Below are 24317 nucleotides of genomic sequence, written 5' to 3'. Positions count from 1 at the left end.
CTGATCCCGCGTCACCCGCAGCCCCGGCCTATGCCGGGGCTGTTTCTTTCCGGCGCACGTTGACCGCCGCCGCCACCTCGATTTCACCCGTCTGCGGCGCGAAGCTGTCGCTGCGCGCCATCCGCCACATCCGTGCATAGAACTCGCTGTCGATCGCGCCGCTGAGCAGTTCGCCCGGCTTGAGGAAAGTGTGCAACTGCGAAAACAGGCTGATCTCGCTGGCGCTGATACGCCGCGCCAGGTGCTTGGGCTTGAGCTCAGAGGGATGGTCCAGGCCAGCGGCGGCAAGCATCTCGGCCAGGGCATGCAAGGTATTACGGTGGAAGCTGGCGACCCGCTCGGCTTTCTCCGGCACCACCAGCGCGCGCTGGCGCAGCGGGTCTTGCGTCGCCACCCCGGTCGGGCACTTGTTGGTGTGGCAGCTCTGCGACTGGATGCAGCCGATGGCGAACATGAAGCCCCGCGCCGAGTTCACCCAGTCCGCGCCGATGGCCAGTACGCTGGCGATGTCGAAGGCGCTGACCAGCTTGCCCGCTGCACCGATGCGGATGCGCTCGCGCAGGTTCAACCCCACCAGGGTGTTGTGCACGAACATCAGGCCCTCGCGCAGGGGCACGCCCATGTTGTCGGAGAACTCCCGGGGCGCCGCGCCGGTGCCGCCCTCCTTGCCGTCGACGACGATGAAGTCCGGGGTGATGCCGGTGGCCAGCATGGCCTTGGCGATGCCCATGAATTCCCACGGGTGGCCCAGGCAGAACTTGAAACCCACCGGCTTGCCGCCAGACAGCTCGCGCAGCCGGGCGACGAACTGCAGCAACTCCCGTGGCGTGCTGAAGGCACTGTGGGCGGCCGGCGAGATGCAGTCCTCACCTTCGCGCACGCCCCGGGTGGAGGCGATCTCGGCGCTGACCTTGTGCCCCGGCAGGATCCCGCCATGGCCCGGCTTTGCGCCCTGGCTGAGCTTGATCTCGATCATCTTCACCTGAGGCGAGCGTGCCTGTTCGGCGAAGCGATCAGGGTCGAAGTGGCCGTCTTCGGTACGGCAGCCGAAATAACCGCTGCCGATTTCCCAGATCAGGTCGCCGCCGTGTTCGCGGTGGTAGGGGCTGATGCTGCCCTCACCGGTGTCATGGGCGAAGCGGCCCAGGCGCGCGCCCTTGTTCAGCGCGGCGATGGCGTTGGCGCTGAGGGCGCCGAAGCTCATGGCCGAGATATTGAAGATCGACGCCGAGTACGGCTGACGGCACTGCGGGCCGCCGATGCGGATGCGGAACGAGGCCGGGTCGGGCATCGGCACTGGCAGCATCGAATGGCTGATGAACTCGAAGCCTGGTTTATAGGCGTCGTTGAGGGTGCCGAAGGCTTTCTCGGCGCTTTCGTTCTTGGCCCGGGCGTAGACCAGCGAACGCTGGGCGCGGGAGAACGGCAGCTTGTCGTCGTCGCCTTCGATCAGGTACTGGCGGATCTCCGGGCGGACGGTTTCGATCAGGTAGCGGATGTTGCCCAGGATCGGATAGTTGCGGCGCACCGCGTGGTGGCGTTGGCGCAGGTCGTTGAGGCCGACCAGGCTGAGCAGGGCGCTGATGACGGTGAAGGGCCAGAGCCCGTCGTGCCGGGCGAGGAAGGGTAGGCTGGCGAGGGTGAACAGCAGGCACAGGGTCAGGCAGGCGTAGCGGCTGGGGAGTGCGTCTTTCATGGGGCCATCGCAGACAGGGTGACCGGCCTAGGATAGGCAAAGCGCAGCAGCGGAAAACCAGGGCGATTGGTAAAACACTATTACCTGGGTGGGACCAAAAGCTTGTCGGTTTCGGGCCCATCGCGGGGCAACTCCGCGATGAGGCCCTCGGTGTTACTGTTTGAACACCTGCTTCACCCGGCCGTCGATTTCGCCCTTGTCGCCCTGGCCCGAAGCCTTGGCCTGCGGACCGCCGCCCAGGTTCAGGTCGAGCTTGCCATCGGTATTGATGATCCCGTCCGCCGTTGCATGGATATTGAACTTGGCGCAGCTGATATTGATGGTGCCGTCGGACTTCAATTCGATCACGCTGTCGCCACAGACCAGGCGGATCTGGTCGCCGGCATCCATCACATAGTTGCCGTGCACACTGTCGCGCTTGTCGCCACCGACCAGCAGGACGTCGCGATGGCGCACCGAGCGCAGGCGGTCCTGGCCGATGGTCACGGTCTCGATCATGCCCACGGTCTTGACCCGGCTGATGCCCACCGACAACGTCTGGTTCTGCTCCACCACCGTGTCCATGTTGCGTTCGGCATGCACGTACAACTGCTCGGCGCCCTTCTTGTCCTCCATGCGGATTTCATTGAAGTTGGCCGGGCTGCCGCCCTTGCTCGAACGGCTCTTCATGCCGCTTTGCGTGGCGCTGCCGGGCAGGTCGTAGGGCACCGTCTGCTCGGCGTTGTAGACCCGCCCGGTGATGATCGGCCGGTCGGGGTCGCCTTCGAGAAAACTGACGATCACCTCCTGGCCGATCCGCGGCACCTGGATCGAGCCCCAGTTCTTGCCCGCCGTGGCTTGCGACACGCGGATCCAGCACGAGCTATTCTCGTTGGACTGATCGTGGCGGTCCCAGTGGAAGTGCACCTTGACCCGGCCATACTGGTCGGTCCAGATCTCCTCGCCGGCAGGGCCGACCACCACGGCCGTCTGCGGGCCCTTGACGATCGGCCGCAGGGTGCTGCCCACCGGGCGGTAGCTTTGCTGCGCGTCGATGCAGCTGAGGTTGCTCTCGAACTGCGCCGCACCGCTGCCGCCACCGCTTTCCAGGCGCTCCTGATGCACGTAGTAGCGGGCGGCGACGATCAGGTACTCGCGGTTCTGGTCCTGGCGGCTGAAGTTGCTCAGGCTGAACAGATGGCCGCTGCCCAGGCCCCGGGCATTGCCGCGCAGCTCGATCCGCTCGTGCAGGCTCTGCAGCGACTCCAGGCGAGTGCGGGCGTAGTGCTCGCCGTCCTGGGTCTGCTCGTAGGCGCCGGGGTAGTCGTACAACGGGTAGTCGCCGGCCTGGTGCGGGCGCGGCATCGCCGAGCGCACGTCGATGCGCGCGCTGGGGCGCTGGAAGTCGTAGTCGTTGAGCTCCAGGGAGCCGGGCTGGACCTCCTGGGCCAGGTGCCAGTCGTTGATATGGTCGCGCTCGCGGTGCTGGCCGTCCGGCGGGTAGTAGGGCACGGTCTCGTAGCCGGGGGCCTTCTGGTGCGCGCCGTAGGCGTCGGCCAGCACCAGCACGTGGCGTTCCTGCTCGTGGCGGAAGAAGTAGTAGATGCCTTCCTCCTCCATCAGGCGGCTGACGAAGTCGAAGCTGGTCTCGCGGTACTGCACGCAGTACTCGCGCTCGCGGTAGTTGCGGCTGAGCAGGTCCTCGAAATCCGAGAAGCCCAGGTCGCGGAACACCTGCTTGATGATCTGCGGCGCGCTCAGGTGCTGGAAGATCCGGCAGTCGCTGGTGCGTGTCAGCAGCCACAGCCACGGACGCAAGGTGACGCGGTAGCTGGCGAACTGGCCCTGGTCCACCGACTGGCTGCAACGGGCGACGATGCCGTGGAAATGCCGCGAGCTGCCGACGCTCTGCTGCACGCTCAGGCTCATGGGCTTGCCCAGCAGCTGGTTGAGGTCGATGGCCGGGTCGTCGCTGGTCAGCTGCAGCTCGAAGTCGAACAGGCGGCCGAGTTCCTCGCTGCCGCCCATTTCGGCAAGGATCAGCTTGTCCGGCCCCAGGGGGCTGTTGATCTGCGCCAGGCGCGTGAACTGCTTGAACAGCATGGTCGGTCCTGTCAGTCGGCGGCGCCGAAGTCATAGTGCAAGTCGTTGTCACGACGGCTGATGCTGACGCTGGCCAGCGGCTTGCCCTCGAGCAGGCGGGTCAGGAACTCGCGGCTCATGTCCGGCAGCAGGCCGTTGGTGAGGATAGCGTCGATCATGCGGCCTCCGCTTTCGGTCTCGGTGCAGCGCGAGACGATCAGCTCGACCACGCCGTCGTCGTAGGCGAAGCCGACCTTGTGGGTGCCTTCCACGCGCTTGCGGATGCGCTCCAGCTGCAGGCGGGTGATGGCCTTGAGCATGGCGTCGCTGAGTGGGTAGTAGGGGATGGTCACCAGGCGGCCGAGCAGCGCCGGCGGGAAGATCTCCAGCAGCGGCTTGCGCAGCGAGGTGGCCACGGCCTCCGGGTCGGGCAGGGCCTGTGGGTCCTTGCAGATGTTGGCGATCAGCTCGGTGCCAGCGTTGGTGGTGAGCAGGATCAGGGTGTTGCGAAAATCGATCTGGCGGCCTTCGCCGTCTTCCATCACGCCCTTGTCGAACACCTGGAAGAAGATCTCGTGCACGTCGGGGTGGGCTTTCTCCACCTCGTCCAGCAGCACCACGCTGTACGGGCGACGGCGCACCGCCTCGGTCAGCACGCCGCCCTCGCCGTAGCCGACATAGCCGGGTGGGGCGCCCTTGAGGGTGGAGACGGTGTGGGCCTCCTGGAACTCGCTCATGTTGATGGTGATCAGGTTCTGCTCGCCGCCGTACATGGCCTCGGCCAGGGCCAGCGCGGTCTCGGTCTTGCCCACCCCGGAGGTGCCGGCGAGCATGAACACGCCGATGGGCTTGTTCGGGTTGTCGAGGCCGGCGCGGGAGGTCTGGATGCGCTTGGCGATCATCTTCAGCGCGTGGTCCTGGCCGATGATGCGCTTGGCCAGGTGGCTGTCGAGGTTGAGCACGGTCTCGATCTCGTTGCGCGCCATGCGGCCCACCGGGATGCCGGTCCAGTCGGCGACCACCGAGGCCACCGCCTGGTAGTCCACGGTCGGCAGGATCAGCGGGCTCTCGCCTTGCAGCTGGCTCAGACGCTGCTGCAGGTCGACGAGTTTTTCGCGCAGTTCATGGCTGCCCTGCACGTCCACTTCCTGATCGACCACGCCGACCTGTTCACGTAGTTGCGCGCGGGTGGCCAGCAGATCGTCAACCAGGGCTTTCTCCTCCGCCCAGCGGCTTTCCAAGGCGGCCAGGCGCTCGCGCTCCTCGGCCAGCAGGCTGTCGGCCTGGGCTTGGCGCTGCTCGGTGCTGACGCCGATGGCGGCTTCGCGGGCAATGATCTGCAGTTCCACCTCCAGCGCCTCGATGCGCCGGCGGCTGTCGTCCACCTCGGCCGGCACCGCGTGCAGGCTGATGGCGACGCGGGCGCAGGCGGTGTCGAGCAGGCTCACCGACTTGTCCGGCAGCTGGCGTGCCGGAATGTAGCGGTGCGACAGCTTCACGGCGGCTTCCAGCGCTTCGTCGAGGATCTGCACCTGATGGTGCTTCTCCATGGTCGAGGCCACGCCGCGCATCATCAGCAGCGCCTTGGCCTCGCTCGGCTCGTCCACCTGGACCACCTGGAAACGCCGGGTCAAGGCCGGGTCCTTCTCGATATGCTTTTTGTATTCGGCCCAGGTGGTCGCGGCCACGGTGCGCAGGCTGCCACGGGCCAGGGCCGGCTTGAGCAGATTGGCGGCATCACCGGTGCCGGCCGCGCCGCCGGCACCGACCAGGGTATGGGCTTCGTCGATGAACAGGATGATCGGCTTGGGCGAGGCCTGCACGTCCTCGATCACCTGGCGCAGGCGCTGTTCGAACTCGCCCTTCATGCTGGCGCCGGCCTGCAGCAGGCCGACGTCCAGGCTGCGCAGTTCGACGTCCTTGAGTGCCGGCGGCACGTCGCCGGCGACGATGCGCAGGGCGAAGCCTTCGACCACCGCGGTCTTGCCGACGCCGGCCTCGCCGGTGAGGATCGGGTTGTTCTGGCGGCGGCGCATGAGGATGTCGACCAGCTGGCGGATCTCCTCGTCACGGCCGACGATGGGGTCGAGCTTGCCGCTGCGGGCCTGCTCGGTGAGGTCGACGGTGAAGCGCTTGAGCGCTTCCTGCTTGCCCATCGCCGCCGGGGCCACGGCGCCGCTGGCCTCGCCCGGCGCCGCGGCGCTGAAGCCGTCGCTGGCGGCCAGGTTGTTTTCCGGCGAGTCGCCGACGTACTCGTCGAAACGCTCGCTCAGCGCCTCGACCTTCAGTTTGGCGAACTCGCTGGACAGCCCCAGCAGCGCATTGCGCAGGCTCGGGGTCTTGAGGATGCCGACCAGCAGGTAGCCGGTGCGCACCTGGCTTTCGCCGAACATCAGGCTGCCGTAGACCCAGCCGCGCTCGACGGCCTCTTCCACCTGGGAGGACAGGTCGGTGATCGAGGTCGAGCCCCGTGGCAGGCGGTCCAGGGCATCGGTCAGGTCGCGGGCCAGGCGTGCCGGCTCGACGTTGAACTGGCGGATGATGCGGTGCAGGTCGCTGTCCTGCAGCTGCAGCAGCTGGTGCAGCCAGTGCGCCAGCTCGACATAGGGGTTGCCCCGCAGCTTGCAGAACACCGTGGCGGCCTCGATGGCCTTGTAGGCGACGCTGTTGAGTTTGCCGAACAGCGCGGCGCGGCTGATTTCACCCATGGTCCTGACTCCTTGTGAGGGGCGCGGCGACCGGCTGGTCGGCGTAGTACCGGGCCAGCTTCAGGTCGCGTGCATCGTGCGAGGGGCGGCCGAGCCAGGTGTCGAACCCCAGGCGCTGACCGGCATTGAGTTGCAGCGCGGGCACCTGGCCCTGCGCGAGGATGAGGTTGAGGTCCCAGTCCAGTTCCTGGCCCAGATACTCGGCGACCCAGGCCGCCAGCTCGACGAACGCCTGCCCACCGGGGAGCAGCGCGTGGTACTGGTCGAGGGTCAGCGGGCCCAGGCACAGGCGGAACTTGTGCTGGCGGTCCCAGGCGTAGCGGCCCAGGCACAGGTCCATGCCCAGGCGGTTGGCGCGCACGCCGAGCTGGCTGCGCTCGGGCAGCTCCAGCCACTGGCCGACGTACTCCTCGAGCTGCACCGGCACGCCGAAATAGCTCGACAGGATGCTGCACAGGCCGTCCGGGTAGCGGGTCTGCGCCGCCAGGTGGCCGGACCAGTGCAGCTTGGCGGTGTCGGCCAGCGGCCCCTGGTCTTGCAGTTCCGGCTGGCCGCGGCCGCTGAGGGCGGCCAGGCGCGCGGCCCAGTAGTCGTCACCGGGGCGGTCGTGGCTGACGGTCGGCCGGGCCTCGGCCCAGGCGCGGTAGAACAGGCTCAGCAAGCGGTGGTGGAAGATGTCGAGGAAGCGTTTGCTGGTCGGGTCGGCGTGGTTGCGCTGGCGTTCGCGCATGTACTCGGTCAGGTGCAGCGGCAGCGGGCCGTTGGGGCCGCCGAGGCCGAAGAAGAACTGCTCCAGGCGCGCCGGCTGATCGTCGTTGGCCGTGACCGAGGCCAGCGTCGCCGGGGCGAAGCCGCAGTCCAGGCGCTGCCCCAGGCGCACCGGCTCGTCGGCCAGGCGCAGCGAATGGCCGAAGCGCGGCAGCTCGGGGTTTTCCGCCTCGAGGCGACGCAAGGCCTGGAAGAAGTCGTACTCCCAGGGCTGCGCCTGCATGGCCTGTAGCGTGCTCACAGGGTCGGCCTGCGCCCGGGCTTGGCGTTCCAGCGCATGATCTCGCCACGTTCGCTGGTGCGCAGCACGGTTTCGGTGAAACTGTTGATCGACACGTAGCGAGTCAGGAAGCGCTCGAACACCGCGCCCAGGAGGAACACGCCGGTGCCGCGGAAGGCGTTTTCGTCGAACGTCAGGGTGATCTCCAGGCCGCGGCCGAAGACGATCGGCCCGGGCATCGGCAGGCGCCGGGTGCAGGGCTTGCAACTGACCTCGCGCAGGCCGTCGATCTGCAGTTGCAGGGCACTGTCCTGCTGGTCGCCGTACAGGCGCAGCAGTTCGCGCAGGGCGGCGGCGCCTTGGCCCTGTTCGGCCAGGGACAGGTAGTTCAGCGACAGTTGGCTGATCAGGCGCCAGGCCCGGTTGTCGTGGGCATGGCTGGCCTTCGGTCGGCTGGGGCCGGCCAGGCAGCGCACGGCGGACACCGGGGCGCTGTCGGCCAGGCTGAAGTCGCTGCGGCCGTCGCCGACGTTCATGAACAGCGGCAGGTCGCGGTTGCTGCACAGCGCGCTGATGCCCAGCTGGCGCAGGTCGTGGCGGTACGGTGCCTGGTGGCCGTCGACCAGGCTGACGAAGGTCTCGCTGCCCATGTAGCTGGAGCGCGTGCCGTTGCGTCGCTGCTCGCTGGACAGCACCCGAGGCTCGCGACGGACGATGTAGTAGGCCTGGTCACGGCCGTAGCGCGACGGGTCGCGCACGGCGTAGAACGGCAAAAACGCCTGGTCCGGCCCGGTGCCGTGGCCGGCGACCTGCTGCAGCGAGTGGATCTCGAAATCAGTGGGCCGGGTGCGGTCGGCGATCACATGGTGCTCGTGGACCCGGTCGGTCAGGTGGATGCGGTCGACCCGGCGCGGGAACAGGTTGATCGCCGGGGTGCAGAACGGCACGAACTGCGCGCTGCCCACGCTGCTCTCCAGCGTGGGGTCGAAGCGCTCGAACAGGACCAGCAGCTCCAGTTCCTGGCCGTCGCAACGTTTGACCGCGCGCTCCAGCCCGGCGAAATCGACGAACAGGAAACGCTGCGGCAGGGCGAAGTATTCCTGCAACAGGCGATAGCCCTGGAACGCCTGGGGCACCACCGGCAACGCCGCTTCGCGATCGTCGAAGCCGCACGGCAGCAAGGCCTGCTCGACCGGGATGCGCTCGACCCAGTCGGCCCCCGGCTGGCGCACGAACACCGCGCAGGCGCTGCCCAGCAGTTGCTCGTACAGGCGATAGGGCGTTTCATCGGCGCCATTGAGGTACAGCGGCAGGTGCGTCAGCGGCAGGCTGTTGAACGGGATTTCCGCGCCGCTGCGCAAGCTCAGGCGCAGGCCGGCACGGGCCTTCGGCTCGCTGGCGGCCAGGCGCCCGAGCACGGCGCCGGGGTTGCCGAAGTATTCGGCGCGGGCCACCTGCAGCGGCCACAGGGTGACGTCCTGGGTGCTGCGGAATTCGCACGGCGTCTGCGAGTTGCGGCCGAGGTTGGCGCGCAGCACGCTGTCGCGGGGCAGCTGGAAACCGGCGGCCAGCGAGCCCTCGTCGGGGTCGGTCTGCAGTTGCACCACGGTCATCGACGGGGTCGGCGCCAGGTAATGCGGGTAGGCGATTTCCAGCAGGTTGTGGGTGAAGGTCGGGTACTCGGCGTCGAGCTTGAGCTGCACCCGCGCGGTGAGGTAGGCGAAGCCTTCCAGCAGGCGCTCGACATAGGGGTCGGCGCATTCGATCCCGGACAGCGTCAGGCGCCCGGCGATCTTCGGGTATTCCTTGGCGAACTCGGCGGCACCCTCGCGGATATGCTGCAGTTCCTGGTTGTACAGTTCGAGCAGGCGCGGGTTCATGCGCGTCTCCGGCGGTCGGCGGGGGCCACGCGCACGTGCCCGGACTCCAGGTCCACGTCGGTCTGCAACAGCAGCGGCAGGGCCGCCGGCTGGGCCCACAGGTCGCCTTCGATTTCGAAGCTCAGGGCGTTGGCGTTCATCTCGCCGGGGGCGGCCTGGGCGCGCACCTTCAGGGTATGGGCAAGGATGCGCGGCTCGTAGGTGGCGATGGCCTGGTGGATGATACGTTCGAGCGCGTTGAGGTCGATGTTCGACGCGCTGTTGCCGGCCAGGGCCGGCAGGCCGTAGTTGATCACCGAGGCGCCTGCCGGGGAATTCAGCGTGGCGCCGGTGTCGAGCAGCGAGGTGGTGTTGAGCAGCCAGGCCAGGTCGCGCAGCACCGAGGCCTTGAGCTGCTGCAGGCTGAGCACGCGCTTGTCGGGGGCTTCCTGCGGGTTGCCCGGCTCGTCGTCGGTCAGGCGATCCAGCAGCGAGGGCTGCAGGCGGTCGCGGGTGGCGATCTCGGCTACCACTGGAACATCCCTGTGAACATTTTCTGGTCTTCGAAGCCGGTGTCGCAGGACGCGCTCGGCGTGGGCGTTGAGGCTTCCAGGCCGGCCGGGGTCAGGCGCACGGCGCGCGAGGTTTTCAGGCATTCGCCCTTGAGCGTCGGGTGGGGTTGCACGTGGGTCACCAGCACGATCGGCACGCCGTCGAACTGCTCGACCCGGGCCTTGCCGGCGCGGTCGGGGCTCAGGCCGCAGGGCCATGGCATGTCCAGCGCCAGGCGTTGTTCGCCGCGATCGAGCACGCACTGGCCGGCGTTATCGGTCAGCTTCACAGTCTGCCCGCCCAGGTTCGCCTGGCTCAGCAGTTCGGCGTCGGCGCAGGCGCTCAGGGCCAGCAGCAAGGCACCGACCAGGGCCACGCGCTTCATGTCAGCTCCCAGAACCAGACCTGTTTCGACTGGTAGTTCTGATCGGAGAAGCCCTTGGTCAGGCCGCGGTTCCACAGGTCGATATGGTCGCCCGTGCGGTTTTCCTGGCTTTGCCCGGTGCGGGCGAAGCAGTCCTTGTAGAAGATGATCCCGGTCTTGGCTTTGAGCTTGTCGCGCTCCTGGGCGCTGCCGCCGATGCGCTGCGGGCGTCCCAGCTGGCGCTCCAGCCAGTTGGCCAGGGATTCGGCGCCACGGGCATGGCCATGGGCGCACTTGGGTTCGGTATAAGTCGATTTGTTGACCTTGAGGCTCATCTCGCCGTTGAGCGCGATGCTCATGCGGATGGCGCACTGATTGTCCCACGGGCCATCGCAGGGCGAGGACACCTTCGGATAGGCATTCCACAAGTTGATGAAAGAAGGCTTGGCCATGATGTTCACCGTGGGCGGGTGAGGCGTGGGGAAGGGCCCCCGCGCCGCCTGGGGCGGCACGGGCGCGGTCGGTCAGATCTTGACGTTGGAGCGGATGTTCCAGCCGTACTTGATCGGGCCGCCTTCCTTGGTGCCGTCGGCCTTCTGCGGCTGATAGTCGACGGTGACCTTGGCGAAGTTCAGGGTCACGTTCTCGGTCAGGCGGTCGTCGCTGCCCGAGCCGCCGGTGCTCAGCGAGCTGACGATCACCTCTTCGAGGTTGATGATCAGGTACTCGACCTGGCTTTCACCGCCGGCCTTGCGCACGGTCAGCTTGACCTTGTCGATGTGCTTGCCGCTGGAGCAGTGGGCCATCAGGTTGGGGCTGGACTTGTCGATGTACTTGGTGATCGACAGGTCCTGGATGTTGACCTTGCCCGAACCGCCGCCGCTGCCCATGTGCATGTTGCCGGACTGGGACATGCCCCAGCTCCAGTTCAGGACGTCGATTTCGTCCTTGTGGGCCTTGTCGTGGGACTCGCCCTTGATGTCGCCGATCTTGATGAAAATATCTACAGCCATGATGTCCTCGGGATTTCGCGTCGGTTAGCGGTAGTAGTGGCTAATCGCGGGCAAGCCCTCTCCCACTGTGGGAGCGGGCTTGCCCGCGATGATCAGGCCCCTTTGGCCGAAGGCAGCTTCGACACCAGGCGCAGCGACACGGTCAGCCCTTCGAGCTGGTAGTGCGGGCGCAGGTAGAAGCGCGAGTTGTAGTAACCCGGGTTGCCTTCGACTTCCTCGACCACCACCTCGGCGGCCGCCAGCGGGTGCTGGGCCTTGGTGGTCTCGGTGGAGTGCGCCGGGTCGCCGTCGACGTAGTTGAGGATCCAGTCCTGCAGCCAGCGCTGCATCTCGTCCTTTTCCTTGAACGAGCCGATCTTGTCGCGAACGATGCACTTCAGGTAATGGGCGAAGCGGCAGGTGGCGAACAGGTACGGCAGGCGCGCGGCCAGGTTGGCGTTGGCGGTGGCGTCCGGGTCGTCGTATTCGGCCGGCTTCTGCAGCGACTGCGCACCGATGAAGGCGGCGAAGTCGGTGTTCTTCTTGTGCAGCAGCGGCATGAAGCCGTTCTTGGCCAGCTCCGCCTCGCGGCGATCGGAGATGGCGATCTCGGTCGGGCACTTCATGTCCACGCCACCGTCGTCGGTGGGGAAGGTGTGCGCCGGCAGGCCTTCGACTTCGCCGCCGGATTCCACGCCGCGGATGCGCGAGCACCAGCCGTAGTACTTGAACGAGCGGTTGATGTTCACCGCCATGGCATAGGCGGCGTTGGCCCAGGTGTACTTGCTGCTGTCGGCGCCGTCGGTGTCTTCCTCGAAGGCGAACGCTTCCACCGGGTCGGTCTTGGCGCCGTAGGGCAGGCGCGCCAGGAAGCGCGGCATGGTCAGGCCGATGTAGCGCGAGTCTTCCGATTCACGCAGCGAACGCCAGCCGGCGTATTCCGGGGTGGTGAAGATCTTGGTCAGGTCGCGCGGGTTGGACAGCTCCTGCCACGAGCCCATGCCCATCACCGTCGGCGAAGCGGCGGAGATGAATGGCGCGTGCATCGAGGCGCAAACTTTGGATACCTCGCCCAGTAGCTCGACATCGGGTGGCGACTGGTCGAAGTAGTAGTCGCCCACCAGGCAGCCGTAGGGTTCGCCACCGAACTGGCCGTATTCCTCTTCGTAGAGCTTCTTGAAGATCGGGCTCTGGTCCCAGGCGGTGCCCTTGAATTTTTTCAGGGTCTTGTGCAGGTCGTTCTTCGAGATGTTGAGCACGCGGATCTTCAGCTGCTCGTCGCTCTCGGTGTTGTTGACCAGATAGTGCAAGCCGCGCCAGGCGCTTTCCAGCTTCTGGAAGTCATCGTGGTGGATGATCTGGTTGACCTGGGCGGTGAGCTTGGCGTCTATGGCGGCGATGATCTGCTCGATCGAACCGATGGCATCGTTGGACACCAGGCTGGTCTGCGCCAGGGCCTGTTCGGCGAGGGTGCGCACGGCGCTCTCGACGGCTTCCTTGGCCCGCTCGGTCTTGGGCTTGAATTCCTGCAGCAGCAGGCTGGCGAACTCGCTCGGGTCCTGGGTGGCCGCCTGGGGGGCCTGGCTGTCGCGCAACGGATCGTTCATGGTCGGTCTCCTCAGGCCTTCGGCTCGGTGTCGGCAGGTTTCGGCGCGCTGGCCAGGGCCTGGAGCAGGGCCGGGTCCTTGATGGCCTTGAGGATGATGTCCTCGGCGCCGGTCTTGCCGTCCATGTAGGTCAGCAGGTTGGCCAGCTGGGTGCGGGCCTCGAGCAGCTGGTTCAGGGCATCGACCTTGCGTGCCACGGCGGCGGGGCTGAAGTCGTCCATGCTCTCGAAGGTGATGTCCAGGCTCAGGTTGCCTTCACCGGTCAGCTCGTTGGGCACATTGAACGCCACGCGGGGCTTCATGGCCTTCAGGCGCGAGTCGAAGTTGTCGACGTCGATCTCCAGGAACTTGCGGTCGGCCACGGCCGGCAGCGGCTCGGCGGGCTTGCCGGCGAGGTCCGAGAGCACGCCCATGACGAAGGGCAGCTGGACCTTCTTCTCGGCGCCGTACAGCTCGACGTCATATTCGATCTGTACCCGCGGCGCACGGTTGCGCGCGATGAATTTCTGGGAGCTGTCTTTCGCCACGTTGTTCCTCCTGGTCGCCGGTACGGCGGCTCTGCTTGTTGCGGGCGTCGGTGTTTAGGCGGCCGGAACGACGTCAGTCGTGTTCCGGACCACGCAGGTTCTCGAATTGCGACATGCCATCGGGGATCAGGTCGCGGACGATGGTCGCGAAGTCGGCATTGACCAGGTTCTTCGCCCGGCGCAGCAGCACCGGCAGCGGGCTGGAGGGCTCGTGGCGGGCGTAGTACTGGAGCAGGCGCTCGAGGCTCTGCAGCACGTCGTCGCGGCTGTTCACCTCGCCGGGGCGTGCTGCGGGGCGTGGCGCGGCGACGGGCTGTGGGTCGCCATGGGCGCCGGGCGCTGTCGCTTCGTCCAGGCTCGCGCTGACGGGCGCCGAGCCTTCCGGGCTGTAGTCGGCCAGCACCTGCTGGACCTGACGCAGCGGCTGGCGCAGGGCGGATAGGTCGACGCCGCTGGCCGAACCGACCTGGTCGTTGACCCGGCTCTCGATGGTGTCCAGGGCTTCGCGGGCCAGCTGTAGGGCCTGGCGGCATTGCGCAAGCTGCTCGGGGTCGGCGTCGCGCAGGGCGGCGGCCAGTTCCTCGGCGCTCAACTGCTCACTGGCGAAGTGCTGCACGCCTGCCGCATGCAGGGCGGCGCGCAGGGTGACCGGGCCGAAGGCGCGCGAACGCACAAGCACGGCGTCGCGCAGCAGGGCGATGTTGGTGTCGCAGGTGAGGCCGGCCAGGGCGTTGACGCGCACGGTGGGGTCGTTGTCGTCGGCGGCATCCAGTTGCGGGTGCAGGTGCAACCAGTATTCGCCCAGCAGGTCGCGGATCAGTTCAAGACTCGCGGCCAGGCCCGGCAAGCCGTGCAGGGCCAGGTTGGCCTGAACCAGGAAGTGGGTGATGCGCAGATCCTTGCTGCGTTGCAGCAGGCCGGTGCAGGCCTGTTCGATGTCACGCCACTGCGGCGGCTCGGCCGGCTGCACGGCGTCGCCCATCACGCGCTCGGGGCGCCCCTGGGCATCACGTTCCAGTTGCAGGAAATCGGCATCGTATTCGAGGTCGTCGCCGCACGGGAAGTCTGCGGAAACAGCGGCGAGCAGCTGCGGTGAGTTCACCAGAAATCGATCTCCATATCGGCCCTTGGTGAGGGCTTTGTTCGCGACAAGTTGCAAATGTGAAGTGGCGCACAAACTTGTCAAAGAATGCGAAGTTGATATCACTGTGATATCACTTTGGCACTCTTAAGTTGCGCATTTATGGTTTATTTCCAAATTGCTGTCAAGGTAAGCTACGCGCCGCGAAGGGTGACTGTGAACCAGTTGGCAGGTAGTCGTGTCCATTGGTCAGGTGCCATCAAAGTGCCTTGCCGATAGGGTTTAATACGACTTTTCCGGGAAGCGAATTTCGGTGTGATGCCCAGTATTTACAAGGGTTTATCCGGAAAGCGGGGTCGGGCTCGCGAATCCACTCAAATGGATGTGTGAGTGTTTCATATATATGCAAGGAGGCGTGATGGCACTTTGCCTGACCATTACCAGTTATCACAAGATAACCCCTGGGCAATGCCCGGAGAAGTTGCTGGAAAACGGTGCCATCAGCGTAGGTCGTGCGGCGGATAATGACTGGGTACTGCCCGATCCCGAACGCCTAGTTTCTTCGAAACATTGTGTGATCCAGTTCAAGGACGGCCGCTACTACTTGACCGATAACAGCACCAACGGCGTGGAACTGGTGCATGCCGGTATTCGCCTGCGTCGCGGTAACAGCGAACCGTTGATGGACGGTGAAGTTATTCGAATTGGCGATTACGAGATCCAGGCGCGCATCGATGCCGGCCTGTCGATCCCGGTTGCCGGGCAGCCGCAGGCCCATAGTTTCGAAGCCTTGATGGCCAACCAGGCGGCCGCCCCGAGCGCGCCCATCGTCGGCGCGCCGGCCGCGTTTCTGCAGGGGGCCTCGAGCCACGACACCCTGCCGGACCTGTTCGATTTTCTCGGCCCTTCCAGCGTGCCGCCGGCCAGCCAGCCGGATCATGTCCCCGCCCAGCAGCATGACTTTCGCCCACCCACGCCAGTGGCGCCGCCGCCCGCGCCGGTGCCGGCCGCCATGCCCGCCGCGCCGGGCATGATCCCCGACGACTGGAACCTGCTCGACGAAACGCCCGCCGTTGCTCCCCAGCCTGCGCCTGTCATCGCGCCGCCCCTGCCAGAGCCGGTAGCGCAGGTGGCACCGGTCGTCACGCCTGCGCCGCCCACTGCCGTGTCGGCACCTGCGCCTGGCCCGGCTGACGCCAGCGATGCGTTGCTGCAGGCCTTCCTGCGTGGCGCAGGTATCGAGCACCTGCGCATTGATGCGGCCGATGCCGCCGCGCAGATGGAGGCGGTCGGGCGTAGCTACCGCCTGATGGTCGAAGGCCTGATCGATGTGCTGCGCGCGCGCAGCAGCCTGAAGGGCGAGTTCCGCATGCAGCAGACCACCATCGCCCCGGTGCGCAACAACCCGCTGAAATTCGCCCCCAACGCCGACGAAGCGCTGCTGTTGCTGCTGCGCGAGGGCAACCAGGCGTTCATGGCCCCGGACCAGGCGGTGCGCGACAGTTTCGACGACCTGCGCGCCCACCAGCTGGCGGTGATGGCGGGTGTCGAGGCGGCCATCAAGCACTTGCTCAAACGCTTCGAACCCGCTCGCCTGGAGCAGCGCCTGGCGCCCGCCGCCGGGCTGGCCAAGCTGTTCGGCGGCTCGCGCCAGGCCCACTGCTGGCAGCAGTTCACCGAGCTCTATAGCCAGATTTCCCGGGAAGCCGAAGACGACTTTCAGGACCTGTTCGGCCGCGAGTTCAGCCGCGCCTACGAGGCCCATAGCCAACGCATGCAACGCTCCTGAGGCCAACGCCCGGAGCACAGGAAGAACACAGAACGTCATGAGGACGAGGATGAGTGCAACGAGACTGATCGCAGCCCTGGCCATGGTGCTGCTCAGTGCCTGCAGCAAGGACAGCCCGGTCGAGCCCGCCGTTACCGACGCGGCGCCGCCGGCCACGGGGATCACCCTGTACTTCAGCGCCGCGGCCGGGCTCAACCCCGGCGCCAGCGGCACGCCCGCGCCGGTGCGGGTGCGCATCTACGAGTTGAAGAATAGCGCCGCCTTCGCCCGCGCCGACTATTTCGCATTGGCAGAACGCGCCCAGGCGACCCTGGCCGCCGACCTGATCGACCAGGACGAGGTCCTGCTCCAGCCGGGCGAGCAACTGCGCCTTGAGCGTCCGCTCGACCCGGCCACGCGCCAGGTCGGCCTGGTGGTGGGCTACCGCGAGGTTGACCAGGCCCGGTGGCGCAGCGTGCTGCCGGTGCCGCCCCGCGACTATCAGATCAGCCTCGATGTGCGCGCCGTGCGCAGCGCCGTGGCCACCCCACAACCTGAGCCTGCCCGCTAGGCAATCGGAGAACCCATGTCCTGGAACAATCGCGTGGTCTGGTCGGAAGGGATGTTCATCACCACCCAGCACTTCCAGCAACACGACCGCTACCTGGAGAACTTCGTCGATGCTCGCAGCCGGCCGCTCCACGCCGCCGCCTGGGGCTTTTCCGAGCTGCTGGTCGACCAAGGCCTGCTGGCCCAGGGCAAGCTGGCGATCCTCAGCGCCCGTGGCCTGCTGCCGGACGGTACGCCGTTCGACATCCCGCGTGACGACCTGCCGCCCGCGCCGCTGGAGATACCCGATGACCTGCGCAATGGCGTGATCTACCTGGGCCTGCCGCTCAAGCGCGCCGGTGCCCGCGATACCGTCGACGACGGTGAAGCGCCTGACGGTGCGCGCTATGTCAGCCGTATCAGCGAGGTCCGCGACGACAACGCCCCGTTCGAGAACCGCGCGCCGTTGGCCCTGGGCAGCCGCGCCCTGCGCCTGCTGCGCGCCGAGGACGGCCTGAGCGACTATGCCGCGTTGGGTGTGGTGCGCATCCGGGAAAAGCGCGCCGACCGCGCCCTGGTGCTGGATGACGGCTACATCCCGCCGCTGCTCGACGTAACCGCCAGCAACCTGCTGTCGGGGTTCCGTGGCGAGCTGCTCGGCCTGCTGCACCAGCGCGGCGAGGCCCTGGCCGGGCGCGTGGTGGCCTCGGCCAACGGCGGTGCCTCGGAGATTGCCGATTTCATGCTGCTGCAACTGGTCAACCGCGCCCAACCGCTGGTCGAGCACCTTAACCAGCTGACGCCGCTGCACCCCGAGCGGTTGTACAGCGAGCTGGTGGCCCTGGCCGGCGAGTTCGCCACCTTCACCCGCGAAGGTCGTCGCCCCGAGGCATACCCGGTGTATCAACACGACGACCTGGCGGCCACCTTTGCACCCGTGCTGGCCGCCCTGCGCGAGGCCCTGTCGATGCTGATCGACAGCAAGGCCGTGGCCATCCCGCTGGTCGAGAAGGCCTACGGCATCCATGTCGGCATGCTGGCCGACCGCAGCCTGCTCGACAGCGCCAGCTTCGTCCTGGTAGTGCGCGCCGATGTGCCCAGCGAGACCCTGCGCAGCCGCTTCGGCCAGCAAAGCAAGATCGGCGCGGTGGAGCACATCCGCGACCTGGTCAACCTGCAGTTGCCGGGCATCGGCCTGTTGCCGCTGCCGGTGGCGCCACGGCAGATTCCGTTCCATGCCGGCTCCACCTATTTCGAGCTCGACCGAGGCAGCGAACACTGGAAGCAGCTGCAGCATTCCGGTGGTTTCGCCTTCTACGTCGCCGGCGAGTTCCCCGGCCTGAACCTGGCCTTCTGGGCCATTCGAGGATAAGCCGCGATGCAATCGGACGATCCGTTGGCCAATGACCGCACTCAGTTCATGCCGCGCCCCGGTGGCCGTGGCCCGCAGCCGGCAACGCCAGCATCGGCGCCGCCAGCGCCGCCACTGAACGTGCCGGCCGAACCACTGGCGCCGGGCCAGGCGGTGGGCATGAACCCGCTGGAGCAGGCGGCCGGCCCGCTGCTGGCGTTGCTCACCCGCTTGCGCAACACCATCGCCCACCCGGCACCTGCCAGCCTGCGAGCGCAGCTGCTGGCCTACCTGCGTCAGTTCGAGGAGCGCGCCGAGGCCGCCGGGGTCGCGCGCAACGAGGTGCTGCTGGCGCGCTACGCCCTGTGCACCGCGCTCGACGAGGCCGTGCTCAGCACGCCGTGGGGCAGCGCCAGCGACTGGGGCAAGCAGAGCCTGCTGATCACCGTGCACAACGAGGCCTGGGGCGGCGAGAAGGTGTTCCAACTGATGGAGCACTGCCTGCAGAGTCCGCGTGAGCGCTTGCACCTGCTGGAGCTGTTGTACCTGTGCACCAGCCTTGGTTTCGAAGGCCGCTACCGGGTGATGAACGGTGGCCGAGCTCAGCTCGAGGCCCTGCGCGAGCGCACCGCCGCGACCATCCGCAGCGCCCGTGGCGATATCGAGCGCGAGCTGTCGCCGCACTGGCGCGGCGTTACCGTGACCCGTGATCGCCTGGCGCAGTTCGTGCCGCCCTGGGTCGGCCTGGCCCTGGCCCTGGCGTTGCTGTTGCTGGTGCTGTTCGGCCTGCGCCTGAAACTGGCCGCCGACGCCGAGCCGGTGTTCCGTGGCATCCATGCCCTGGGCGAGATCCCGGTGCAGGCCATGGACCGTCCGGTGATGCAGCCCAAACCTGTCGAGCGACCGCGCCTGGCCGGTTTCCTGGCCGAGGACATCAAGGCCGGGCGGGTCGCCGTGGAGGACGCGGTGGACCGCTCGGTGGTGACCATCCGCGGCGACGAGCTGTTCGCCTCGGCCAGCGCCAGCATCAAGGGTGACTTCGAGCCGTTGATGCTGCGCATTGCCGACGCCGTCGCCAAGGTCAAGGGCAACGTCAAAGTCACTGGCCACAGCGACAACCAGCGCATCGCCACGCTGCGTTTCCCGTCCAACTGGGCGTTGTCCCAGGCCCGTGCCGAGGAGGTGAAGAACCTGCTCGCCGCCCGCACCGGCCAGCCTGGGCGTTTCAGTGCCCAGGGCCTGAGCGACACCGAGCCGCTGGCGTCGAACGACAGCGCGCAGGGCCGGGCGAAGAATCGCCGGGTTGAAATCACCGTTCTGGCGGAGGGCGTCGAGTGAAGGCGTTTTTCAGTTTTGTCATTCGCTGGGTGGTCCCGGTGCTGGGCCTGCTCGCCCTCAGCCTGATCATCTGGTTCCTCGGTCCGCTGCTCGATGCGCTGGTGCCGGCCGCGCCGCGCCTGGTGCTGATCGTCCTGCTGTTCGCGGTGTGGATCGCCTACCGCGTGTGGCGCATCGTCCAGGCCCGGCGCCAGGCGGCCAAGGTGATGCAGAGCCTGGCTGCCGAGACCGCGCCGGACCCTGCCGGCGTTGCCACCGCCGAAGAGCTGGCGACCCTGCGCCAGCGCATGGACGAGGCCCTGACGCTGCTGAAGAAGGCGCGCCTGGGCGGTGACGAGCGACGCAACCTGTACGAATTGCCGTGGTACGTGATCATCGGCCCACCCGGCTCGGGCAAGACCACCGCGCTGGTCAACTCCGGCCTGCACTTCCCGCTGGCGGCGCAGCTGGGCGAGGGCGCCATCCGTGGCGTGGGCGGCACGCGCAACTGCGACTGGTGGTTCACCGACCAGGCCGTGCTGCTGGACACCGCCGGCCGCTACACCACCCAGGACAGCCATGCCCAGGTGGACAAGGCGGCCTGGCTGGGCTTCCTCGACCTGCTCAAGAGCCAGCGTTCACGCCGGCCCATCGATGGCGCCTTCATCGCCATCAGCCTGTCCGACCTGCTGCTGGGCAGCGACGCCGAGCGCGCCGCCCACGCGGCGGCGATCCGCACCCGCATCCAGGAGTTGTACAGCCAGCTGGGCGTGCGTTTCCCGATCTACCTGATGCTGACCAAGCTCGATCTGGTGCCGGGCTTCATGGAGTTCTTCGACAACCTGAGCAAGGAAGAGCGCGCCCAGGTGTGGGGCATGACCTTCCCCCTGGATGACGGCCAGCACGGCGATGGCCCGCTGGCCCAGTTCGGCAGCGAGTTCGCCCTGCTCGAGCAGCGTCTCAACGAGCGTCTGGTGGAGCGCCTGCAACAGGAACGCGACCCGGCGCGGCGCGATCTGGTCTACGGCTTCGTCCAGCAGTTCGCTGCCTTGCGCGGCAATCTCAAGACCTTCCTCGACGGCATCTTCAAGCCCAACGCCTTCGAAGCACGCGCGCTGCTGCGCGGCGTGTACTTCACCAGCGGCACCCAGGAAGGCAGCCCCATCGACCGTCTGATCGGCAGCATGGCCCAGAGCATGGGCCTGGACCGTGCCCACCTGGCGCGGCAGAACGGCACCGGGCGCAGCTACTTTATCGAGAAGCTGTTCAGCGCCGTGGCCTTCGCGGAACGCGGCCTGGTTGGCAGCAACCCCAAGGTCGAGCAGCGGCGCAAGTGGATCGCCCGCGGTGCCCTGGCCCTGAGCGTGGCCCTGGTGTTGGTGGTCGGCACCTTGTGGACCCTGAGCTACCGCGCCAACCAGCAATACATCGCCGAGGTCGACGGCCGCCTCAAGCCACTGGGCAAGAGCGTGCAGGAACTGAGCCCGGCCCAGCGCAACGTGGTCGACGTCCTGCCGTTGCTCAACGGCGTGCGCCGCCTGGCCGAGGATCCGCCCGGCTGGGCCGAAGGCTTCGGTCTGTACCAGGGCGACATGCTCGAAGGTGAGTCGAACAGCGTCTACCGCAAGCTGCTGATCGCTATCTTCGCCCCGCGCCTGGTCACCCGCATCGAAGAGCAGCTGTATGCCGGCGGCCCGTCCGACTACCTCTACGAGGGGCTCAAGGCCTACCTGATGCTGGCCGACGGCGAACACTACGACGCCGAGTTCATCAAGGCCTGGGTCACCCTCGACTGGGAACGCAGCCTGCCCCGCGACCTGGCGCCGGACCTGCGCCAGGCCCTGGAGCAGCACCTGGCGGCGCTGTTCGACAAGCGCCCGCCCAATGCCCGTCTCGACCAGCGCCTGATCGACGACACCCGTCGCCAGCTGCAACAGCTGCCGGTGGCCCAGCGCGTCTACGACCGGGTCAAACGCCAGAAACTGCCGACCGGGGTCGGCGACTTCCGGGTCAGCGACGCCGCCGGCCGCGATGCCGCGCTGGTGTTCCGCTTCAAGAATGGCAAGCCGCTGAGCGAGCCGCTGCCGGGCATCTTCACCGTCGAGGGCTACCGCAAGGCATTCCTCGCCGCCAGCCTGGCCCACAGCGAGACCTTGGCCGAGGAGCGCTGGGTGCTGGGCCGCGAGGCCAGCGAATCGGGCGATGCTAAGCGCCTGGCCGACGATGTGCTGCAACTGTACTACCAGGACTACATCCGCCATTGGGATGCGCTGCTGACCGACCTGGACTTCGTGCCGATCACCAGCGTCGGCCAGGCCGCCGATGTGCTGCGGGTGCTGTCCGGGCCGACCTCGCCGATGAAGAAACTGCTGCAGGCGGTCGCCAAGGAGACCAACCTGGCGCAGCCGAGCACCCTCGAGAAGGTCCAGGCCAAGGCCGAGCAGGCCGGTGTCGACCAGTTGCGCCAGCGCCTCGGCGGCCTGCTCGGTGATGCGCCGCTGCCCAGCGACAATCCGGCTGCCCGTGAGGTGGACCCGGTGACCGCGCACTTCGCCGAGCTGGCCGCGCTGGTGGAAACCGGCGAAGGACAACCTGCGGCCATCGATGGCCTGCTCACCGACCTCAATGCCCTGTACGTGCAGGTCAGCGCCATGGTCGGCGCCAGCGGCGACGCGCTGTTGGGCGAGGCCAAGAACCAGGCCCAGGCCGCCGCGCAGCGTGTCGCCCTGGGGGCGGCGCGCCAGCCCAAGGTGGTGCAGAACCTGGTGGGGTCGGTGCTTGGGTCGACCCACAACATCGTCATGGGCGGCGTGCGCAACCAGCTCAATGCCGCCTGGACCAGCGAGGTGGTGAACGTCTACCGCCAGTCCCTCAGCGGCCGCTACCCGCTGGTGGCCGGCAGCACGCGGGACGCCACCCTGGAGGACTTCGGCCTGTTCTTCGGCGTCGGCGGGGTGATGGACAACTACTTCCGCAAGTACCTGCAACCCTACGTCAACACCTCGAGCACGCCGTGGAGCTGGCAGCCGGGCGCGGCGCAGAAGCTGGGGATCAACAGCAATGTGCTGTACACCTTCCAGCGCGCGGCGAGCATTCGTGATGCGTTCTTCCGCAACAGCAACGGCGTGCAGCCGGGCGTGCGCTTCGAACTCAAGCCGGTGGCGATGGACGCGACCATCACCCAGTTCCTGCTCGACCTCGATGGCCAGCAGGTCAGCTACGACCACGGTCCGAGCCGGCCGGTGGCGTTGCAGTGGCCGAACCCCAACAGCATCGGCGTGGTGCGCCTGTCGATCTCGCCGCCCTCGGCCACCGGCCGTTCCGGCCTGACCGTGGAAGGCCCCTGGGCCTGGTTCCGCCTGCTCGACCAGTCCGACCTGGTGGCCGGCAGCTCGCCGGAACGCTTCAACCTGCGCCTGCGCGTCGATGGCGCCAGCGTGTCCTACGAGCTGCGTGCCAGCAGCGCTTTCAACCCGTTCCGCAGCCGAGTGCTCAGCGGTTTCAGCCTGCCGGAGCACCTGTGAACGACGTGGGTTTCTACGGAAAACTGGCCAGCCGAGGCGACTTCGTCAGCCGCGGCCTTCCAAACAGCTTCATCCAGCCCTGGGACCAGTGGCTGGCGGCGGGGATGCAGGCCAGCCAGCAGGCGCTGGCCGAGCGATGGCTCGAGGCCTACCTGGTCAGCCCGTTGTGGCGTTTCGCCTTGGCGCCGGGATTGTGCGGGCCCGAGGCGGTCATCGGCGTGCTGATGCCGAGCATCGACCGGGTCGGGCGGTATTTCCCGCTGACCGTGGCCCAGGTGCTGGAGCCGGGTCAGCCGTTGGCGCCTGTGGTGGCCGGGGCCGAGGAGTGGTTCGAGGCGGTCGAGGAGGCATTGCTGGCGACGCTTGAGCCGAGTGCTGCCTTTGAAGAGTTCGAGGCTGTTTTGCAGCCTTTTCGCGACGCAAGGCCGCTCCTACAGGGACCTCAAGTGACTGTCGGTGGGTTGCAGCGCTTGGATGCGACCACGCCGCAGGGGCGCGCACTGGCCTTGGCCGAATGCGCCTGCGAGGGCATGAGCCTGTGGTGGGGCCGGGGTTCCGAACGTATCGCCCCGGGTCTGATGCGCTGCGCGGGCCTGCCGCGCAGCGAGGACTTCGCCGGGTTTCTCTTGGGTAGCGAGGCGCGCAGCGAATGACCGACCTGCAGTACACCGCGGCCAGCTACAGCCATGTCGGCATGGTGCGCAAGATCAACGAGGATGCCTGCCTGGAGTTGACCTGGGCAGGCCTGTGGGCAGTGGCCGACGGCATGGGCGGCCATGCGGCGGGCGACTATGTCAGCAGCCTGGCCATGGACAGCCTGCGCAGCCTGCCGAGGCTCGACTCGCTCGACGACTTCAGCGGCGAGGTGCGCGACGGCCTGGCCTGGGTCAACGGCATGGTGCGCGAGGAAACCGTGCGCCGTGGCGTGGCGATGATGGGCAGCACCGTGGTGGTGCTGGCGGCGCGTGGCGACCAGGCTATCGGCCTGTGGGCCGGCGACAGTCGTCTGTACCGCTTGCGCGATGGCCGCATCGAGCGCCTCAGCCACGACCACAGCTACGTCCAGGAGCTGCAGGACAGCGGCCTGCTCAGCGAGGCCGAGGCGCGGGTGCATCCGCGCGGCAACATCGTCACCCGCGCCATCGGCGTCGAGGATGACCTCGACCTGCAGGCCGTGGCCCTGCAGGTGCGGCCTGGCGACACCTACCTGCTGTGCAGCGATGGCCTGAACAAGACCGCCGAGGACCACGAGATCGCCGAGGTGCTCGGCCACGCCGACCCCTACGAGGTGGTCCGCAGCCTGGTGCACCTGGGGCTGACCCGGGGCGCGCCGGACAACATCACCGCAGTGGTCGTCAAGGTGAACTGAAGAC

The 24317-nt window shown here is 67.4% G+C and carries 19 protein-coding genes; 7 read left to right on the top strand and 12 right to left on the bottom strand.

Translation table 11 applies throughout. From position 1 onward, the window contains the following. Positions 1-28: 28 nt before the first annotated feature. The 12 genes from AC25M7_RS17115 to tssA form a co-directional block, all read right to left on the bottom strand. Complete coding sequence (locus AC25M7_RS17115) at positions 29-1696, bottom strand: FMN-binding glutamate synthase family protein (protein ID WP_280092223.1); 1668 nt, start codon at positions 1694-1696, stop codon at positions 29-31. Between the two features lie 153 nt (positions 1697-1849). After that, positions 1850-3778, bottom strand: a complete 1929-nt coding sequence (locus AC25M7_RS17110) for a type VI secretion system Vgr family protein (protein ID WP_280092224.1) — start codon at positions 3776-3778, stop codon at positions 1850-1852. An 11-nt stretch (positions 3779-3789) separates the two neighbouring features. Continuing rightward, entirely contained in the window at positions 3790-6465 is a 2676-nt protein-coding gene (gene tssH / locus AC25M7_RS17105; protein ID WP_263157197.1) for a type VI secretion system ATPase TssH, read from the bottom strand. After that, entirely contained in the window at positions 6458-7507 is a 1050-nt protein-coding gene (gene tssG / locus AC25M7_RS17100; protein ID WP_486971318.1) for a type VI secretion system baseplate subunit TssG, read from the bottom strand. The genes tssH and tssG overlap by 8 nt, the downstream gene beginning before the upstream one ends. Next, positions 7471-9333, bottom strand: coding sequence for a type VI secretion system baseplate subunit TssF (gene tssF, locus AC25M7_RS17095; protein ID WP_486971301.1), 1863 nt, complete (start codon positions 9331-9333; stop codon positions 7471-7473). The genes tssG and tssF overlap by 37 nt, the downstream gene beginning before the upstream one ends. Next, on the bottom strand, positions 9330-9845 hold the full coding sequence (tssE, locus tag AC25M7_RS17090) for a type VI secretion system baseplate subunit TssE (protein WP_028689176.1): 516 nt from the start codon (positions 9843-9845) through the stop codon (positions 9330-9332). The genes tssF and tssE overlap by 4 nt, the downstream gene beginning before the upstream one ends. Beyond that, the gene (locus AC25M7_RS17085) at positions 9839-10249 is read right to left on the bottom strand and encodes a hypothetical protein (RefSeq protein ID WP_028689175.1); all 411 of its coding nucleotides are present in this window, start codon (positions 10247-10249) and stop codon (positions 9839-9841) included. Before AC25M7_RS17085 ends, tssE begins: the two co-directional genes overlap by 7 nt. After that, the gene (locus AC25M7_RS17080; protein WP_028689174.1) at positions 10246-10680 is read right to left on the bottom strand and encodes a type VI secretion system amidase effector protein Tae4; all 435 of its coding nucleotides are present in this window, start codon (positions 10678-10680) and stop codon (positions 10246-10248) included. Before AC25M7_RS17080 ends, AC25M7_RS17085 begins: the two co-directional genes overlap by 4 nt. Positions 10681-10752: 72 nt before the next feature. Beyond that, positions 10753-11241 (bottom strand): Hcp family type VI secretion system effector, encoded by a 489-nt coding sequence (locus AC25M7_RS17075; protein ID WP_028689173.1) that lies wholly within the window; start codon positions 11239-11241, stop codon positions 10753-10755. Positions 11242-11333: 92 nt separating this feature from the next. Next, entirely contained in the window at positions 11334-12827 is a 1494-nt protein-coding gene (tssC, locus tag AC25M7_RS17070) for a type VI secretion system contractile sheath large subunit (protein WP_028689172.1), read from the bottom strand. Between the two features lie 11 nt (positions 12828-12838). Next, on the bottom strand, positions 12839-13354 hold the full coding sequence (tssB, locus tag AC25M7_RS17065; protein WP_023632506.1) for a type VI secretion system contractile sheath small subunit: 516 nt from the start codon (positions 13352-13354) through the stop codon (positions 12839-12841). Positions 13355-13427: 73 nt separating this feature from the next. After that, a complete protein-coding gene (tssA, locus tag AC25M7_RS17060) occupies positions 13428-14456 on the bottom strand; it encodes a type VI secretion system protein TssA (RefSeq protein WP_207851467.1) in 1029 nt (342 codons plus the stop codon). A gap of 397 nt (positions 14457-14853) precedes the next feature. Between tssA and tagH the strand changes: the two genes are divergently transcribed. The 7 genes from tagH to AC25M7_RS17025 are packed head-to-tail and all read left to right on the top strand — an operon-like array spanning position 14854 to position 24313. Beyond that, complete coding sequence (gene tagH / locus AC25M7_RS17055) at positions 14854-16224, top strand: type VI secretion system-associated FHA domain protein TagH (RefSeq protein ID WP_062362757.1); 1371 nt, start codon at positions 14854-14856, stop codon at positions 16222-16224. Between the two features lie 49 nt (positions 16225-16273). Beyond that, positions 16274-16774 (top strand): type VI secretion system lipoprotein TssJ, encoded by a 501-nt coding sequence (gene tssJ / locus AC25M7_RS17050; RefSeq protein WP_213882773.1) that lies wholly within the window; start codon positions 16274-16276, stop codon positions 16772-16774. 15 nt (positions 16775-16789) lie between these two features. Beyond that, a complete protein-coding gene (tssK, locus tag AC25M7_RS17045; protein ID WP_028689168.1) occupies positions 16790-18124 on the top strand; it encodes a type VI secretion system baseplate subunit TssK in 1335 nt (444 codons plus the stop codon). 6 nt (positions 18125-18130) lie between these two features. Then, entirely contained in the window at positions 18131-19441 is a 1311-nt protein-coding gene (locus AC25M7_RS17040) for a DotU family type VI secretion system protein (protein ID WP_486971300.1), read from the top strand. After that, on the top strand, positions 19438-22944 hold the full coding sequence (gene tssM, locus AC25M7_RS17035) for a type VI secretion system membrane subunit TssM (RefSeq protein WP_486971299.1): 3507 nt from the start codon (positions 19438-19440) through the stop codon (positions 22942-22944). The genes AC25M7_RS17040 and tssM overlap by 4 nt, the downstream gene beginning before the upstream one ends. Next, complete coding sequence (gene tagF, locus AC25M7_RS17030) at positions 22941-23597, top strand: type VI secretion system-associated protein TagF (protein WP_028689165.1); 657 nt, start codon at positions 22941-22943, stop codon at positions 23595-23597. The genes tssM and tagF overlap by 4 nt, the downstream gene beginning before the upstream one ends. Further along, the gene (locus AC25M7_RS17025) at positions 23594-24313 is read left to right on the top strand and encodes a PP2C family protein-serine/threonine phosphatase (RefSeq protein ID WP_028689164.1); all 720 of its coding nucleotides are present in this window, start codon (positions 23594-23596) and stop codon (positions 24311-24313) included. The genes tagF and AC25M7_RS17025 overlap by 4 nt, the downstream gene beginning before the upstream one ends. Positions 24314-24317: the final 4 nt, after the last annotated feature.

It is taken from the genome of Pseudomonas sp. P106(2024), assembly GCF_057480815.1.
The sequence above is the reverse complement of the archived record's forward strand: the minus strand, read 5'-3'. Positions and strand labels throughout refer to the sequence as shown.